This window comes from Plantibacter sp. Mn2098 (assembly GCF_049319745.1).
Taxonomy (GTDB): domain Bacteria; phylum Actinomycetota; class Actinomycetes; order Actinomycetales; family Microbacteriaceae; genus Plantibacter.
Genome location: NZ_JBMOUH010000002.1, coordinates 137,626 through 151,663, shown reverse-complemented (window position 1 = coordinate 151,663; position 14,038 = coordinate 137,626). Strand labels below are relative to the sequence as shown.

At 68.6% G+C, this 14,038-nt stretch carries 15 protein-coding genes; 13 read left to right on the top strand and 2 right to left on the bottom strand.

The features are described from left to right. Nucleotides 1–334 precede the first annotated feature (334 nt). On the top strand, nt 335–1,627 hold the full coding sequence (locus ACL9RL_RS03515) for a M23 family metallopeptidase (protein WP_422778829.1): 1,293 nt from the start codon (nt 335–337) through the stop codon (nt 1,625–1,627). 154 nt (nt 1,628–1,781) lie between these two features. Here the strand turns inward: ACL9RL_RS03515 and ACL9RL_RS03510 are convergent, their stop codons facing one another. Beyond that, on the bottom strand, nt 1,782–2,273 hold the full coding sequence (locus ACL9RL_RS03510) for an inorganic diphosphatase (protein WP_422778828.1): 492 nt from the start codon (nt 2,271–2,273) through the stop codon (nt 1,782–1,784). 221 nt (nt 2,274–2,494) lie between these two features. Here ACL9RL_RS03510 and tilS point away from each other — a divergent pair, with 221 nt between their 5' ends. The 12 genes from tilS to ACL9RL_RS03450 all read left to right on the top strand — a co-directional run bounded on the left by tilS (nt 2,495) and on the right by ACL9RL_RS03450 (nt 13,151). Beyond that, a complete protein-coding gene (tilS, locus tag ACL9RL_RS03505; protein WP_422778827.1) occupies nt 2,495–3,568 on the top strand; it encodes a tRNA lysidine(34) synthetase TilS in 1,074 nt (357 codons plus the stop codon). A 60-nt stretch (nt 3,569–3,628) separates the two neighbouring features. Continuing rightward, a complete protein-coding gene (gene hpt / locus ACL9RL_RS03500) occupies nt 3,629–4,180 on the top strand; it encodes a hypoxanthine phosphoribosyltransferase (RefSeq protein ID WP_422778826.1) in 552 nt (183 codons plus the stop codon). 220 nt (nt 4,181–4,400) lie between these two features. Continuing rightward, nucleotides 4,401–6,419 carry an ATP-dependent zinc metalloprotease FtsH gene (gene ftsH / locus ACL9RL_RS03495; RefSeq protein WP_422778825.1) on the top strand — a complete coding sequence of 673 codons (2,019 nt, stop codon included), beginning with the start codon at nt 4,401–4,403 and terminating at the stop codon, nt 6,417–6,419. 6 nt (nt 6,420–6,425) lie between these two features. Next, the gene (gene folE / locus ACL9RL_RS03490; RefSeq protein WP_422778824.1) at nt 6,426–7,088 is read left to right on the top strand and encodes a GTP cyclohydrolase I; all 663 of its coding nucleotides are present in this window, start codon (nt 6,426–6,428) and stop codon (nt 7,086–7,088) included. Nucleotides 7,089–7,092: 4 nt separating this feature from the next. Beyond that, complete coding sequence (folP, locus tag ACL9RL_RS03485; RefSeq protein ID WP_422778823.1) at nt 7,093–7,944, top strand: dihydropteroate synthase; 852 nt, start codon at nt 7,093–7,095, stop codon at nt 7,942–7,944. Continuing rightward, the gene (gene folB / locus ACL9RL_RS03480) at nt 7,937–8,305 is read left to right on the top strand and encodes a dihydroneopterin aldolase (protein WP_422778822.1); all 369 of its coding nucleotides are present in this window, start codon (nt 7,937–7,939) and stop codon (nt 8,303–8,305) included. The genes folP and folB overlap by 8 nt, the downstream gene beginning before the upstream one ends. After that, nucleotides 8,305–8,871: a 2-amino-4-hydroxy-6-hydroxymethyldihydropteridine diphosphokinase gene (gene folK, locus ACL9RL_RS03475; protein ID WP_422778821.1), complete on the top strand. Its 567-nt coding sequence runs from the start codon at nt 8,305–8,307 to the stop codon at nt 8,869–8,871. Before folB ends, folK begins: the two co-directional genes overlap by 1 nt. Continuing rightward, a complete protein-coding gene (locus ACL9RL_RS03470) occupies nt 8,868–9,350 on the top strand; it encodes a DUF3180 family protein (protein WP_422778820.1) in 483 nt (160 codons plus the stop codon). The genes folK and ACL9RL_RS03470 overlap by 4 nt, the downstream gene beginning before the upstream one ends. A 178-nt stretch (nt 9,351–9,528) precedes the next feature. Then, nucleotides 9,529–9,972, top strand: coding sequence for a PH domain-containing protein (locus ACL9RL_RS03465; RefSeq protein WP_422779208.1), 444 nt, complete (start codon nt 9,529–9,531; stop codon nt 9,970–9,972). Continuing rightward, nucleotides 9,969–11,921, top strand: coding sequence for a PH domain-containing protein (locus tag ACL9RL_RS03460; RefSeq protein ID WP_422778819.1), 1,953 nt, complete (start codon nt 9,969–9,971; stop codon nt 11,919–11,921). The genes ACL9RL_RS03465 and ACL9RL_RS03460 overlap by 4 nt, the downstream gene beginning before the upstream one ends. Before the next feature lie 2 nt (nt 11,922–11,923). Next, nucleotides 11,924–12,634 carry a Rossmann-like and DUF2520 domain-containing protein gene (locus ACL9RL_RS03455; protein WP_422779207.1) on the top strand — a complete coding sequence of 237 codons (711 nt, stop codon included), beginning with the start codon at nt 11,924–11,926 and terminating at the stop codon, nt 12,632–12,634. Between the two features lie 112 nt (nt 12,635–12,746). Next, nucleotides 12,747–13,151, top strand: a complete 405-nt coding sequence (locus tag ACL9RL_RS03450; RefSeq protein ID WP_422778818.1) for a hypothetical protein — start codon at nt 12,747–12,749, stop codon at nt 13,149–13,151. Between the two features lie 290 nt (nt 13,152–13,441). On the opposite strand, the gene ACL9RL_RS03445 is transcribed toward ACL9RL_RS03450, so the two are convergent. Continuing rightward, nucleotides 13,442–13,894, bottom strand: a complete 453-nt coding sequence (locus tag ACL9RL_RS03445; RefSeq protein ID WP_422778817.1) for a DoxX family protein — start codon at nt 13,892–13,894, stop codon at nt 13,442–13,444. Nucleotides 13,895–14,038 lie beyond the last annotated feature (144 nt).

Sequence of the window (14,038 nt, the reverse complement as noted above, 5' to 3'; positions counted from 1 at the left end):
AAGCAATGAACTTCAACTACCGAGGGATAAGCATACGTGGTGCTTTCAAGGAATCACAAATCGAGGCCGCGAGAACGTGCATCCCGGGTGTGTCGCGCGGTGGAAACGGAGGATGATCGATGGTGGGCGGATGTTGCGACTCCGGCAGAATCAGCCGTCGAAACGGCCGTTCCGGCGGTACATTCGCCCGGTACGAATTACGTATCGCGCGCTGGACGGGCCTCACGACTCGCTCAGGCGCACCCTTCAAATGACCCCCGTTTGGGGATACTGTGAATGGTGTTGTGATCGTGACCGATGTGACTGATGTGAAACTGGGATGGGCCGTAACCTCATGACGAACAGACTGCAGGGCGCACCGAAGCGCGAACGCGGCACGACGATCGCCGCGGGCAAACGACGCTGGCAGTCGCGTTTCGCGGCATTGGCCGTGCTCGCCATCACCGTCGTCGGCGCCGTGAGCATCGCCGCTCCGGCATCGGCAGCCGACTACCCCAGCTGGGACGACGTCCAGGCAGCCAAGGGCAACGAAGCCGCGAAGGCCGCTGAAGTCACCAACATCACCAACCTGATCAAGACGCTCCAGGTCGAACTGCAGGCGGCACAGGACGAGGCCCAGAAGCGTGGAACCGAGTTCCAGGCAGCTGAGGAGGCGTTCTTCGAAGCCGACCAGCGCGCCTCGGCGATCCAGGCGCAGGCGGACGCGAAGACGACCGAAGCAGAGACCGCGACGAAGCAGGCGGGCCGTGTCGCGTCACAGCTGTACCGCTCCGGCGGAGCCGACCTCAGCCTCAGCCTCCTCCTCGACGAGAAGACGACGGGCGCATCGGATCTGCTCGCGAAGCTCGGCAACATGAACAAGGTCGCGCAGCACAGCAACGGCGTGTACGAGCAGGCGATCGCCGCGAGCAACACGGCGAAGGCGCTCGGCACCCAGGCCGGTCTCGCCCGCGATGAGCGTGAAGTGCTGCGCCAGGCTGCCCAGGCGGCGATGCAGGCAGCTCAGGAGGCCGCGACGGCCGCTGCTGACAAGCTCAAGCAGAACCAGGACCTCATCGTCACCCTCGATGCGCAGCTGAAGTCGCTGCAGGACACCTCTGCGAAGACGGTTGCTGCCTACCAAGTCGGCGTCGAGGAGAAGAAGAAGGCGGAGGCGGCTGCCGCTGCAGCTCGGGGAGGCGCGGCCGATGGCGGCCAGCTGAGCAGCCAGGGCTGGGCCATCCCGGCGTTCGGCAACATCACGGGCACGTTCGGCAACCGCGATCCGATCTCCACGGGCGGCGGAACGTCGAGCTCCTCGCACCGTGGAACCGACATCGGCGCCAGCTGCGGCAGCAACATCTACGCCGCCACGGGCGGAACGGTCACGTATGCGGGCTGGTACGGCACGTACGGCAACTTCATCCTGATCGACCACGGTTCAGGCGTCAGCACGGGGTACGCGCACATCGTCAACGGCGGCTACGAGGTCGCTGAGGGCTACCAGGTCAGCGCCGGCCAGGTCATCGCGCACGTCGGCACCACCGGCGCATCGACCGGCTGCCACCTCCACTTCGAGGTCCGGATCAACGGCACGGCCATCAACGCCCAGCCGTTCATGGCGGACCGCGGCGCCCCGCTCGGCTAGTCCCTGCGGCAGCACGCCCACCCGGATAATACGAAGAGGGCGGTACCCGATGGGTACCGCCCTCTGGCGTTTCCGGTAACGATGCGATGCCGCCGCCGCGGCGGAGTCGCATCATCGGCCCGGTCTCAGCCTCGGCTGCGACCGGGCGTCAGACTCAGTGGCCTTCTGCCTTGAGCTTCGCGAAGCCGGCCTGGACGATCTTCTCGGCCTCTGCCGCATCGCCCCAACCGTCGATGCGAGCCCACTTGCCCGGCTCGGTGTCCTTGTAGTGCACGAAGAAGTGCTCGATCTCGGCGCGCGTGGCCTCCGGGATGTCGTTGAGGTCCTGGATGTGCGACCAGCGCGGGTCCTTGTACTGGACGGCGACGATCTTGTCGTCCCCGCCGCCGTCGTCGGTCATGCGCAGGACGCCGACGGGACGCACCTTGATGCCAACGCCCGGGAAGGTGGGGAAGTCGAGGAGGACGAGGACGTCGACGGGGTCGCCGTCTTCGCCGAGTGTGTTCTCGAAGAAGCCGTAGTCCGCGGGGTACACGAAGCTCGTGAAGAGCACGCGGTCGAGGAAGACGCGACCGGTCTCGTGGTCGATCTCGTACTTGTTGCGGCTGCCCCGCGGGATTTCGATGACGGCGTCGTACTCGGCCATAGCTGCCTGCTCCTCGGAGAGTTGAATGCTGGGATGACGGCCGGACTCCGGCCAGCACCCACCATAACCGATGCGGTTCCCGCGTCCCTGAGCCGCGCTGCGAGAGCGGGAACCGCGCCGACATGCGGCGAAACGTCGGTGAAGCGTGTCCCGGACGACAGGATGCCTCCCCTCTGCGGATGTTGCGAGCGGGAGCGCGGCCGGTGCAATAGCGTTGCAGCGTGAACGATGTCCGACCGCCGCTGCATCCGTCCGTCGCCGCCGTGCGGAAGGCGGTTCGCGATGCGCTCGCGACGCTTGCACCGAGCAGCACCGGAACGGCGAGCGGAACGGGGAACATCACAGCGGCTGCGGCGACCGACGCAGGGGAGCCGCAGCAACCGCAGCAGGCGGACGTCCTCGTCGCCCTGAGCGGCGGCGCCGATTCTCTCGCCCTCGCCGCCGCGACCGCCTTCGAAGCTCCGAAGCTCGGTCTGACCGCCGGGGCGATCATCGTCGACCATGGCCTGCAAGCCGGCTCGGCCGATGCGGCGGCCACGGCGGCGGCGCAGGCGGCCGAGCTGGGGCTGGCTCCCGTCATCGTGACGGCCGTCTCGGTCGACCTGGACGGCGAGGGCGGGCCTGAGGCCGCAGCCCGCGACGCCCGGTTCGCCGCATTCGACGCCGCCCGCCGCACGACCGGCGCCCGTGCGATCCTCCTCGGCCACACCCTCGACGACCAGGCGGAGAGCGTCCTGCTCGGCCTCGCCCGCGGTTCGGGGGCGACGAGCTTGCAGGGCATGCCCGTCTGGAACGACCACCTCGGACGGCCGATGCTCGGCCTCCGCCGCCGCGCAACCGTCGAGTCCTGCGCGGCCCAGGGTCTCGACCCGTGGACCGATCCGCAGAACGCGGACCCCTCCTACGCCCGCGTCCGGGTGCGTGAGACGGTCCTGCCGACGCTCGAACGGGAGATCGGCCCCGGCATCGCAGAAGCCCTCGCCCGTACGGCCGATGCCCTCCGGGAGGACGCCGATGCGTTCGAGGAGATGATCGAGGAGATGATCGAGGAGATCGTCGAGCACGCGGAGGCCGGCATCGCCGTGAGCGTCGGCGCCCTCGCGGCGAACCCGGCCGCGCTTCGGCAGCGCATCATCCGCTACGTCGTTCAGAGCGAGTTCGGGGTGTCGCTCACGCGGGTGCAGACGATCGAGGTCGCGCGGCTCGTGACCGAGTGGCACGGACAAGGCCCGATCGACCTCCCCGGCCTGACCGCAACACGCGACGGCGGGCTCATCGTGTTCTCCGCCCGCTGACCAGCCGGTCATCGCCGGATTCCGTCACGGGGCACTCCATCGGTCGCATACGATTGGACGATGGAGCAGAGCGACATCTCGAACGACCTCACCACGATCCTCGTCACCGAGCAGCAGATCCGGGAGAAGCTCGCTGAGCTGGCCCGCCGCATCGAGGTGGACTACGCGGGCAAGGACCTGCTCCTCGTCGGTGTGCTGAAGGGCGCGGTCATGGTCATGGCCGACCTCGCACGTGAGCTGCGCATCCCGCTGTCGATGGACTGGATGGCGGTCAGCTCGTACGGTGCCGGCACGAAGTCGAGCGGTGTGGTCCAGATCCGCAAGGACCTCGACTCCGACCTCACCGACCGTCACGTGCTCATCGTCGAGGACATCATCGACTCGGGGCTCACGCTCTCCTGGCTGCTCGACAACTTCGCTTCCCGCGGCGCAGCATCCATCGAGGTGTGCGCGCTCCTCCGCAAGCCCGAGGCCGCAAAGGTCCAGATCGACTGCACCTACGTCGGCTTCGACATCCCCAACGACTTCGTGGTGGGCTACGGCCTCGACTTCAACGAGAAGTACCGCAACCTCCGCGACGTCGGCGTCCTCGCCCCGCACGTCTACGCCTGACATCCTCCGTTTCCGGAGGAGACGGACGTCGGACGCGTCGTGCAACCGGCATCCGCCGCTTCCGGAAAACAGCGGAGAAGCAGGCGCGGGGAACACTCGTTACGCCCACGGCAAACACGCAGACCGCATCCAGCGGTGAGGCGGTAGCCTGGTCAAATCGTTGCGGCTCCGCCCAACGACCGGTCCTGCAGAAAGGGAACGGGCCAGTCCCGGCCTCATCATGAACGTCAAGCGCCTCTTCAAGGGTCCCATCCCTTACCTGATCATCGCCGCCCTGGTCTTCTGGATCGGCATCAGTCTGATGAGCATGAACGGGTTCCGGGAGGTCTCCACTCAGGAGGGCCTCGCCTTCCTCGACAAGGGCCTCGTCAAGGAAGCCGTCATCACCGACGGCGACCAGCGGGTCGACCTCACGCTCACCAAGCCCGATGACAAGTTCGGCTCGCAGGTGCAGTTCTACTACGTGAACGCACGTGCGGCGGATGTCATCCAGGCCGTCGACTCCGCCAACCCCTCCGGCGGCTACAACGACAAGGTGCCCCAGCCCAGCTGGTTCCTGTCCATGCTCGGCCTCCTGCTCCCGCTGCTCCTGATCGGCGTGTTCTTCTGGCTCATGCTCTCCGGCATGCAGGGCGGCGGCAACAAGGTCATGCAGTTCGGCAAGTCGAAGGCGAAGCTCGTCTCCAAGGAGTCGCCGAAGGTCACGTTCGAGGACGTCGCCGGCGCCGACGAGGCCATCGAAGAGCTCGAGGAGATCAAGGACTTCCTCAAGGAGCCCGCCAAGTTCCAGGCCGTGGGCGCTCGCATCCCCAAGGGTGTGCTGCTGTACGGCCCTCCCGGAACGGGCAAGACGCTCCTCGCACGCGCCGTCGCGGGCGAGGCCGGCGTCCCCTTCTACTCGATCTCCGGTTCGGACTTCGTCGAGATGTTCGTCGGTGTCGGTGCAAGCCGTGTCCGCGACCTCTTCGCACAGGCCAAAGAGAACTCCCCGGCCATCATCTTCGTCGACGAGATCGATGCGGTCGGTCGCCACCGCGGCGCCGGCATGGGCGGCGGACACGATGAGCGCGAGCAGACGCTCAACCAGCTGCTCGTCGAGATGGACGGCTTCGACGTCAAGACGAACGTCATCCTCATCGCCGCGACCAACCGCCCGGACATCCTGGACCCTGCGCTCCTGCGTCCCGGCCGGTTCGACCGCCAGATCGGCGTCGACGCCCCCGACCTCGCCGGCCGCAAGAAGATCCTCGAAGTGCACGGCAAGGGCAAGCCGTTGGCTGCCAGCGTCGACCTCGAGGTCGTCGCCCGCAAGTCGCCCGGCTTCACCGGTGCCGATCTCGCGAACGTGCTCAACGAGGCCGCGCTGCTCACGGCGCGCTCCAACGCGCAGCTCATCGACAACCGCGCTCTCGACGAGGCCATCGACCGCGTCATCGCCGGCCCGCAGCGTCGGACCCGCGTGATGCGCGAGCAGGAGAAGCTCATCACGGCGTACCACGAGGGTGGACACGCCCTGGCGGCCGCCGCGATGAACAACACCGACCCCGTCACGAAGGTCACGATCCTGCCGCGCGGCCGTGCCCTCGGGTACACGATGGTGCTCCCGCTGGAGGACAAGTACTCGGTCACGCGCAACGAACTCCTCGACCAGCTCACCTACGCCATGGGCGGACGTGTCGCTGAAGAACTCGTCTTCCACGACCCGACCACTGGTGCGTCGAACGACATCGAGAAGGCGACGGGCATCGCTCGCAAGATGGTCACCGAGTACGGCATGACGACCGACGTCGGCGCCGTGAAGCTCGGCCAGTCCTCGGGCGAGATGTTCCTCGGCCGCGACATGGGACACCAGCGCGACTACTCCGAGCGGATCGCCGAGCGCGTCGACGCCCAGGTGCGCGACCTCATCGAGGCCGCTCACGACGAGGCGTGGCAGGTCATCACGGCCAACCGCGCCGTCCTCGACCGCCTCGCTGCCGAGCTGATGGAGAAGGAGACCCTCGACCACGTCCAGCTGGCCGAGATCTTCAAGGACGTCAAGAAGCTGCCGCCGCGTCCCGTGTGGTTGTCGAGCAAGAACCGTCCGGTCGGCGACGGATCGGCAGTCGGTTCGAAGGCGTTCACCGCCCCGATCGACGCCGGTGCTGCCGACGGCGGCATCAGCTCGACGCCGGAACCGGAAGCTCCCGTCAAGCCGAAGCGCACCCGCGCGACCAAGCCACGACCCGCCACCGCGTAAGCCGCCATGGCAGGTATTGATCGGGGGCGGATCGAAGCGGCAGTCCTGGAGATCCTCGCCGCAATCGGCGAGGATCCCGGCCGCGACGGTCTGGAGAAGACGCCGTCGCGTGTCGCGGACGCCTACTCCGAGTTCTTCGCCGGCGTGGGGGAGGACGCTGGAGCGCACCTCCAGCGGACGATCCCGGTCGGTGACGGCACCTCGGGCGACGGTGACGCCGGCGACGGCGCCGCCGGATCTCAGGGCGAGCGCACGAGCGAGGCCGTGCTGATGCGCGACATCACCTTCCGTTCGGTGTGCGAGCACCACCTGCTCCCGTTCATCGGCACCGCGCACATCGCGTACCTGCCTGCGGAGAAGGTCATCGGTCTCGGGGCGCTGCCGCGGGTGGTCGAGACGCTCGCCGCCCGGCCGCAGGTCCAGGAACGGCTCACAGAGCAGATCGCCGACGCGATCAACGACGGCCTCGAACCGCGTGGTGTGCTCGTCGTCCTCGACGCGGTGCACGGCTGCGTGACCACACGCGGTCCCCGTCAGACGTCCAGCTCGACGGTCACGGTCGCGAGCCGTGGCGCGCTGCGCGAACCGATCGCGCGTGCGGAGATCTTCGCAATGCTGGGGGCCACGACGGACCCTCGGCCGGCCGAACACCCAGAACCCGGACGGTGAGCAGATGACGTGGCTCACCGACGCTGTGGTCGGAGCTGGTTCGCCCGGGTCACGGCTGCAGATCATGGGTGTCGTCAACGTGACACCCGATTCGTTCAGCGACGGCGGTCGCTACCTCGACGTCGACGACGCGATCGCGCACGGCTTCGAGATGGTCGCCGACGGCGCGGACATCGTCGACATCGGCGGGGAGTCGACGAGGCCGGGCGCAGCCCGCGTCGCCACGACTCAGGAGCTCGCACGGGTGATCCCGGTGATCGAGGCGCTCTCCGCGGCCGGGGTCCGTGTGAGCATCGACACCATGAACGCGGACACGGCGCGCGCGGCCGTCGCTGCCGGCGCAGCCATCCTCAACGACGTCTCCGGCGGCCTCGCGGATGAGCGGATGGCCGGCGTCGCGGCCGAGAGCGGCCTGCCGTACATCGTGAGCCACTGGCGGGGACACTCGGACAAGATGTCGAGCCGCGCGCAGTACACCGACGCGGCCCACGACGTCGCCGGCGAGGTCGGCGCGCGCGTCGACGCGCTCCTGGCGCAGGGCGTGCTGCCGTCGCAGATCGTCGTCGATCCGGGGCTCGGGTTCTCGAAGAACGCCGATCACAACTGGCGGATCCTCGCCCGCCTGCACGAGCTCGAAGCGCTCGGGTTCCCGGTGCTCGTCGGTGCCTCCCGCAAGCGGTTCCTCGGGGCGCTGCTGCCGGAGGACGCGCCGATGGAGTCCCGCGATCTGCCGACCGCCGTTGTGAGCGTCCTCGCCGCCCAAGCAGGAGCCTGGGGCGTTCGCGTCCATGACGTCGCGAGCACGCGCCTCGCGCTCGACACGCTCGCGGCATGGCAGGGTGGTTCCGATGACTGATTCGATCACCCTCACCGGCCTCCGCGCGTTCGCCCACCACGGCGTCTTCGACTTCGAACGTGAAAACGGACAGGAGTTCGTCATCGACGTCTCCGTGTCCCTCGACCTCCGCGCGGCATCGGACGGAGACGACCTCCGTGCGACGCTGCACTACGGCGAGCTGGCGGAAGCCGTCGTCGGCGCCGTCGAGCGGGACCCGGTCGACCTCATCGAGACGGTCGCCGAGCGCATCGCGTCCCTCGTCCTCGAACACGAACGCGCGGATGCGGTCACGGTCACCGTGCACAAGCCGACGGCGCCCATCACGGTGCCGTTCGCGGACGTCGCCGTGACGATCACCCGGACGAGAGCGGACGCCTGATGGTCTCGCGCACGCCCATCCACGACCCGAACCGGCGCCTCCCGGTGCCGCGCGGCGGGGCCGAGACGACCGCCGTCGTCGCGTTCGGCGCGAACCTGGGGGAGCGGAAGCAGACCATCCTGGGAGCCGCAGAACAGTTGCGGCGTGCGCCAGGCATCGCATCGGTCGTCCTCTCGCCGCTCGTCTCGAGCGCTGCCGTGAAGCTGGACGGCGTGGACGAGGACGCGCCCGCGTACCTCAACGGCGTCGCGATCGTGCGAACCACACTCGAACCGCACGATCTGCTGGACGCCCTGCACTTCGTCGAGAACACCAACGGTCGTATCCGTGAGGAACGATGGGGGGATCGCACGCTCGATCTCGACATCGTCGTCTACGGCGACGCGGCGATCGACGACGCCACGCTCACCGTGCCGCACCCGCGCGCGGCGGAACGCGCGTTCGTCGTCGTGCCGTGGCTGCAGCTGGATCCTGACGCCGTGATCCCCGGCCTCGGTCGCATCGACGCCCTGCCGGCCGCGACCGACGGAACGGTGGAACTCGTGACGGACGAGGACGCACGATGAACCGCACCTCGGCGACTCCGCTCATCATCCTCGGCGCCGTCGGCGTCGTCGGCGGGTTCCTCGGCGAGGTCGCGACGGTCTCGGGCGGACGCCCCTCGATCATCCCGCCGGTGACCCTCGCGATCTCCCTCATCGCCATCGCGATCATCCTCATCGCCATCTCCCTGCCCATCCGCCGGGCGACGACCGGCAGGACGAAGCGCCGCATCGACCCGTTCCGCGCTCTGCGGATCGCCGCGCTCGCGAAGGCGTCGAGCCTCGCGGGGTCGCTCGTCTTCGGCGCCTCGGTCGGCGTGCTGCTGTTCCTGCTGACCCGCCCGATCGTTCCGGCGGTAGGCTCGTTCTGGCTGGTCATCGCGTCCATCGTGGGATCAGCCGCGCTCGTTGCCGCCGCTCTGGTGGCCGAGTGGTTCTGCACCGTGCCGAAGGATGATGACGATGACGCACCAGGAGCCCCAGCCAGTTCCGCCCACCACTGAACCGGCCGGGCAGGCCGAGTTCGCCGGTCGGGCGCCGGTCGCCGGGACCCCCGCCACCTCCGCAGCGCCTGCTGCCGCCGCACCTGCTGCTGCGGCAACGCCTGCTGCCGCCGCTGCTGAAGCTCCGCTCCCGCGCAGCGGCAGACGACTCGATCTGCCGGGCGTCGAATGGCGGCGGGTGAGCTCCAAGTTCATCGCGGTCGAGTTCATCTCGGCGGCCGCGACGATCCTCATCCTCACTGCCGTCGCCGTGTTCGTCGCCCTCGTGTGGGGCCTCGTCTGGGTGTGGCTGCCGTACGGCGTCGTCGCGATTGTCCTCGTCATCACCGCGGCATTTATCCCGCGTCGTGTGCGGGCGATCGGCTACCAGCTCCGTGCCGACGACCTGCTCTTCAGACGCGGCATCATGTGGCAGCGGTTCGTCGCCGTGCCCTACGGCCGGATGCAGCTCATCGACATCAACCGCGGCCCGCTCTCCCGGGCGTTCGGCCTCGCCGACCTCAAGTTCGTGACGGCGTCCGCGTCGACCGGCGTCGTCATCAACGGCCTCACCGACGCCGATGCCGAAGCCCTGCGCGACCACCTCGTCGCCGTCGCAGAGAGCCGACGGACGGGCCTGTGAGCGACCCCATCGTCGCGAGGGTCGCTGGGCAGAGCCTCGTCGACGGCCAGTGGCACCGCCTGCACCCGGCGACCCCGCTGCTGCGCGGCGGCATCGCGTTCATCGCTATCCTGGGCATCGTCATCGCGAACCTCCGCGAGCGGATCATCGAACTGTTCCTGCCGCAGCCGGGTCGCGCGCCGGGGGACCCCATCGACTACGTGATCTCCCACGGGTGGGTCGGCTGGGGGCTGCTCGCGCTGGCCGGGGGGCTCATCATCGTGATCGGCCTGTTCTACCTGTCTTGGCGGATGCACACCTTCCGGGTCACGAACGAGGCCGTCGAGGTGCGCAGCGGTGTGCTGTTCCGCACGCACCGAAAGGCCAAGCTGGACCGCATCCAGGGCGTCTCGATCGAGAAGCCGGTGCTCGCACGCATCGTCGGCGCCGCCAGGATCAATGTCAGCGTCGCCGGGCAGGACGCCAACGTCAAGCTCGAATACCTCTACGGCAGCGATGCCGACGGCTTGCGTCGCGACGTGCTGACCCTCGCGAGCGGAGTGAAGCTCGCCGAGCGGAGTGCTGCGGCCGGTGGTGTGAACACTGGCGCGAACACTGCCGCGAACGCCGGCGTCGTCGCCGGGCCGGGTGCGGAGACCTGGGCGCCCGGCGCTCCTGGCGTCCCCGGCGGACCCGGCGTGCCAGGTGCGCCCGTCGGTCCAGGTACCGCCGGTCTTCCAGGCGGACCGGGAGCTCCCGTGCAGCCGGAGAGCCGCAGCGCGGCCGCCACCGCGGCGGTCTCGCGGTTCGTCACGGACCGGGTGGACGACTTCATCTCGCCGGAGCTCGATCCGGACGCAGCGCCGCCCGAATCGGTGGTGAAGATGTCGCTCGGCCGTCTCATCGGCTCGGTTGTGCTCAGCTGGTACACCTGGGTCGTCATCGTCGTGGCGATCGTCGCCGCCGTGTTCGTCAGCCGTGGCACCTACTTCCCGCTGTTCTTCGCCGTGCCGATGGTGCTCGGTCTCGTCGGGTACTACTGGACTGGTGTGACCAAGGCTGCCAGGTACAGCATCGCAGCGACCCCGGCGGGCGTCCGGGTCGGCTTCGGGCTGTTCTCGACCACCAACGAGACGATCCCGCCCGGCCGGATCCACGCCATCCAGGTCAGCCAGTCGATCATCTGGCGGCCGTTCGGCTGGTGGCAGGTGCGCATCAACAAGGCCGGGCTCTCGCTCGAACAGGCCGCGCGCGGATCGTCCACCAACACCGTGCTCCCGGTCGGATCGCTCGAGGACGCCGCGAAGGTCGTCGAGCTGATGCTCGCGGGGCGCATCGACGGCAGCGCATGGGGGCCACTCAATTCGGCACTCCTCACGCGTGACGGCCTCGGATTCGTGTCCTCGCCGAAGCGGTCATTCTGGATCAACCCACTCGCCTGGCGCCGCACCGGCTACGCCCTGCGCGACGGGCTGTTGCTGTTCCGCAAGGGCGTCATCTGGCGCAAGCTCGACATCCTGCCGCTCGCTCGTCTGCAGAGCATCCGCATCGAGCAGGGCCCGCTGCTGCGGGTCCTCGATATCGCGACGGCCACCGCGCACACCGTCCCTGGGGCGATCGTCGCCGAACTGCCCGGTGTCGCGCGCGAGGAGGCGATCCGCCTGTTCGAGGCGACCGCCGCCGGCATCGTCGCGGCCCAGTCCGGCGATCGCAGCCACCGCTGGGCGAGTCTCGACGAGGAGGTGTCGGCCGAGGAAGCAGCGGTCACGGCGCCGTACGCGGATCTGGTGGGCGGGGCCGTCGTCGACGAGTCGGCGCTGGACGAGCGAACGGCGGCGATGGGGTTGGCCGGTGCGGTGAACGAGTCTGCGGCACCGGAGGCCCCGGTCGTGCAGGAGCCCCCGGCATCGCAGGAGTCCCCCGAGTCCCCGGACTACCCGGCATCGTCCGGTGGCGGGAGGCACGCGTGAGCATGGATGCGCGGAGCGCGAGGCTCGGGGTCGGGATCATCGGGTCCGGTCGGGTCGGTCCGGTGCTCGGAGCGGCTCTCGCCGGCGCCGGTCACGCGATCGTGGGCATCACGGCGGTCTCGGAGGACAGCCGGGATCGGGCGGAGGCATTGCTGCCCGGGGTGCCAGTGCTGGAGACGCCGGAGGTCGTCGAGCGCAGTGAACTCGTCATCATCGCGGTGCCCGATGCCGAGATCGAGCAGCTCGTCGCCGGTCTCGCGGCGCTCGGCGCCTGGCAGCCGGGGCAGCTCGTCGCGCACACGGCGGCGGTGTTCGGCACGGCTGTGCTCGCGCCGGCGATGGCTGCCGGGGTGATCCCGCTCGCGTTGCACCCGGCGATGTCGTTCTCCGGCACGAGTCTCGATCTGAGCCGTCTGCACGGCGCGTACTTCGCGGTGACGGCGCCAGGTCCCGTCCAACCGATTGGTCAGGCGCTCGTCGTCGAGATGGGGGCTGAGCCGGTCATCGTGTCAGAGGCCGACCGTCCGGCGTATGCGGAGGCGATCGACACGGCGTCCACGTTCTCCCGTGCCGTCGTGCAGCAGGCGACGGGTCTGCTCGGCGGCATCGGCGTCGAGAATCCCGGGAGCTTCCTGTCCTCGCTCGTGCGTTCGACGGTCGATGACGCCCTGCGGGCCACCTCGGCTCCCACCGACGACCTCGACCTGCTCTGACCCGTCCGTCCCTCTTGTGCCGTGACGCCGCACGACTGTTGACGGCGCATCGATCGCGCCAGCATACTGGTGACCACCTCATGTGGAGAGATTCGAATGTCGGGAATTCCAGATGACCATGCAGATCGTGCGGATTATCGCTCTGATCTGGGTCGTTGTGCTTCCGCACGCGGTCGTGGAGCGCTGGGTGGTGTCGCCGTCAGTGCAGGATTCGGGTGTGGTGGACGTCCTGCAGGTGTTGCTCATCTGGGCGGTGTTGCGGTTGGTTCGCAACCATCGCGCCCCCGGAGGGCGGTGGCCGTGGTGGCGACTCACGCACAGCGCTCCGACGAGTGCCGTGGGGTTCGGGATCTGCGTGCTCGCCGTGTGTGTCGCCGCGCACTATGCCGCAACGTGGGGAGCCTGGCCAAAATCTCCTGCCGCAATCATCGCGATGTCTGTGCTCGCCGCGCTGTTCGCGCACTCCTGGATGCAGCTGGCATTCGGCCGTGCTCCCCATCGGGACCTGCCTGAATAGTCGTCTCCGCAGCCGACCCGAGCACATCCGGGCGCCACCATCGCGCATAACTCCTTCAAATTGAGCCGGTCTGAGAATTCACCCGCGGTTTTCCGCGGATTTCTCGTGGGCGACTGGCGAATTGAAGGAGTTATGCGCGATGGATGCCGGGGGGGGTGTGCCGGGGGAAGGTGGGGGATGTGGTTGGAGCGGGGTGGGACGGAGCTGGGCGAGGCAGAACGGAGCAGGACCGGGCGGGGGAGGACCGGGCAGGACTGGGGAGGACCGGCAGCACGGCTCCGGGACGGAGGTCAGCTGGTGGGGGCGATACGGCGCCGGACGAAGGTGTCGAGGGCGTAGACGCCCGGGCCGGTGAGCGCGAGGACGAGGGCACCGACCGCGAGGAGCAGGACCAGCTCGACACCGCCGTCGGCCGCGAAGAAACCGGACGACAGGTGCACGAGGAACAGTGCGACGGCCATGTCGACGGCGAGCATCACACCGACGATCCTCGTGGCGAGGCCGAGGATGAGGAACGCGCCACCGACGAGTTCGAGCGTCGCGACGACGATCGCCGCCACCTCCGGCAACGGAACACCCATGTCGGCGAAGCTCGCCTGCGTGCCCGGGATCGTGAAGACGAAGAACTTCTGGGCGCCGTGGGCGAGGAACGTCACACCGAGGACGATGCGCAGCACGAGGAGGCCGATGTTCGTTCCCCGGTCGGTGAGACGGGAGATGGCCGATGGGGTGGTCGTCGTCATGGCGTGCCTTTCGGTCGGTGAACAGCGTTGTCGCGTACCCCGAATGGGGGTCACAGTCCTTCGATCACAACAGGACCGGTGACGAACCGCAGTCCTCCATCTGGTTCTTCCCAGGTCTTTCGCAGGGGAACCGGCAGTTTGAAC

What these genes read in the sequence shown, in the direction of transcription:
- folB (WP_422778822.1), top strand. Translation starts at nt 7,937, where the DNA reads ATGACTGATTCGATCACCCTCACCGGCCTCCGCGCGTTCGCCCACCAC.
- ACL9RL_RS03470 (WP_422778820.1), top strand. Translation starts at nt 8,868, where the DNA reads ATGAACCGCACCTCGGCGACTCCGCTCATCATCCTCGGCGCCGTCGGC.
- ACL9RL_RS03445 (WP_422778817.1), bottom strand. Translation starts at nt 13,894, where the DNA reads ATGACGACGACCACCCCATCGGCCATCTCCCGTCTCACCGACCGGGGA.
- folE (WP_422778824.1), top strand. Translation starts at nt 6,426, where the DNA reads ATGGCAGGTATTGATCGGGGGCGGATCGAAGCGGCAGTCCTGGAGATC.
- hpt (WP_422778826.1), top strand. Translation starts at nt 3,629, where the DNA reads ATGGAGCAGAGCGACATCTCGAACGACCTCACCACGATCCTCGTCACC.
- ACL9RL_RS03515 (WP_422778829.1), top strand. Translation starts at nt 335, where the DNA reads ATGACGAACAGACTGCAGGGCGCACCGAAGCGCGAACGCGGCACGACG.
- folP (WP_422778823.1), top strand. Translation starts at nt 7,093, where the DNA reads ATGACGTGGCTCACCGACGCTGTGGTCGGAGCTGGTTCGCCCGGGTCA.
- ACL9RL_RS03455 (WP_422779207.1), top strand. Translation starts at nt 11,924, where the DNA reads ATGGATGCGCGGAGCGCGAGGCTCGGGGTCGGGATCATCGGGTCCGGT.
- ACL9RL_RS03450 (WP_422778818.1), top strand. Translation starts at nt 12,747, where the DNA reads ATGACCATGCAGATCGTGCGGATTATCGCTCTGATCTGGGTCGTTGTG.
- ftsH (WP_422778825.1), top strand. Translation starts at nt 4,401, where the DNA reads ATGAACGTCAAGCGCCTCTTCAAGGGTCCCATCCCTTACCTGATCATC.
- folK (WP_422778821.1), top strand. Translation starts at nt 8,305, where the DNA reads ATGGTCTCGCGCACGCCCATCCACGACCCGAACCGGCGCCTCCCGGTG.
- ACL9RL_RS03510 (WP_422778828.1), bottom strand. Translation starts at nt 2,273, where the DNA reads ATGGCCGAGTACGACGCCGTCATCGAAATCCCGCGGGGCAGCCGCAAC.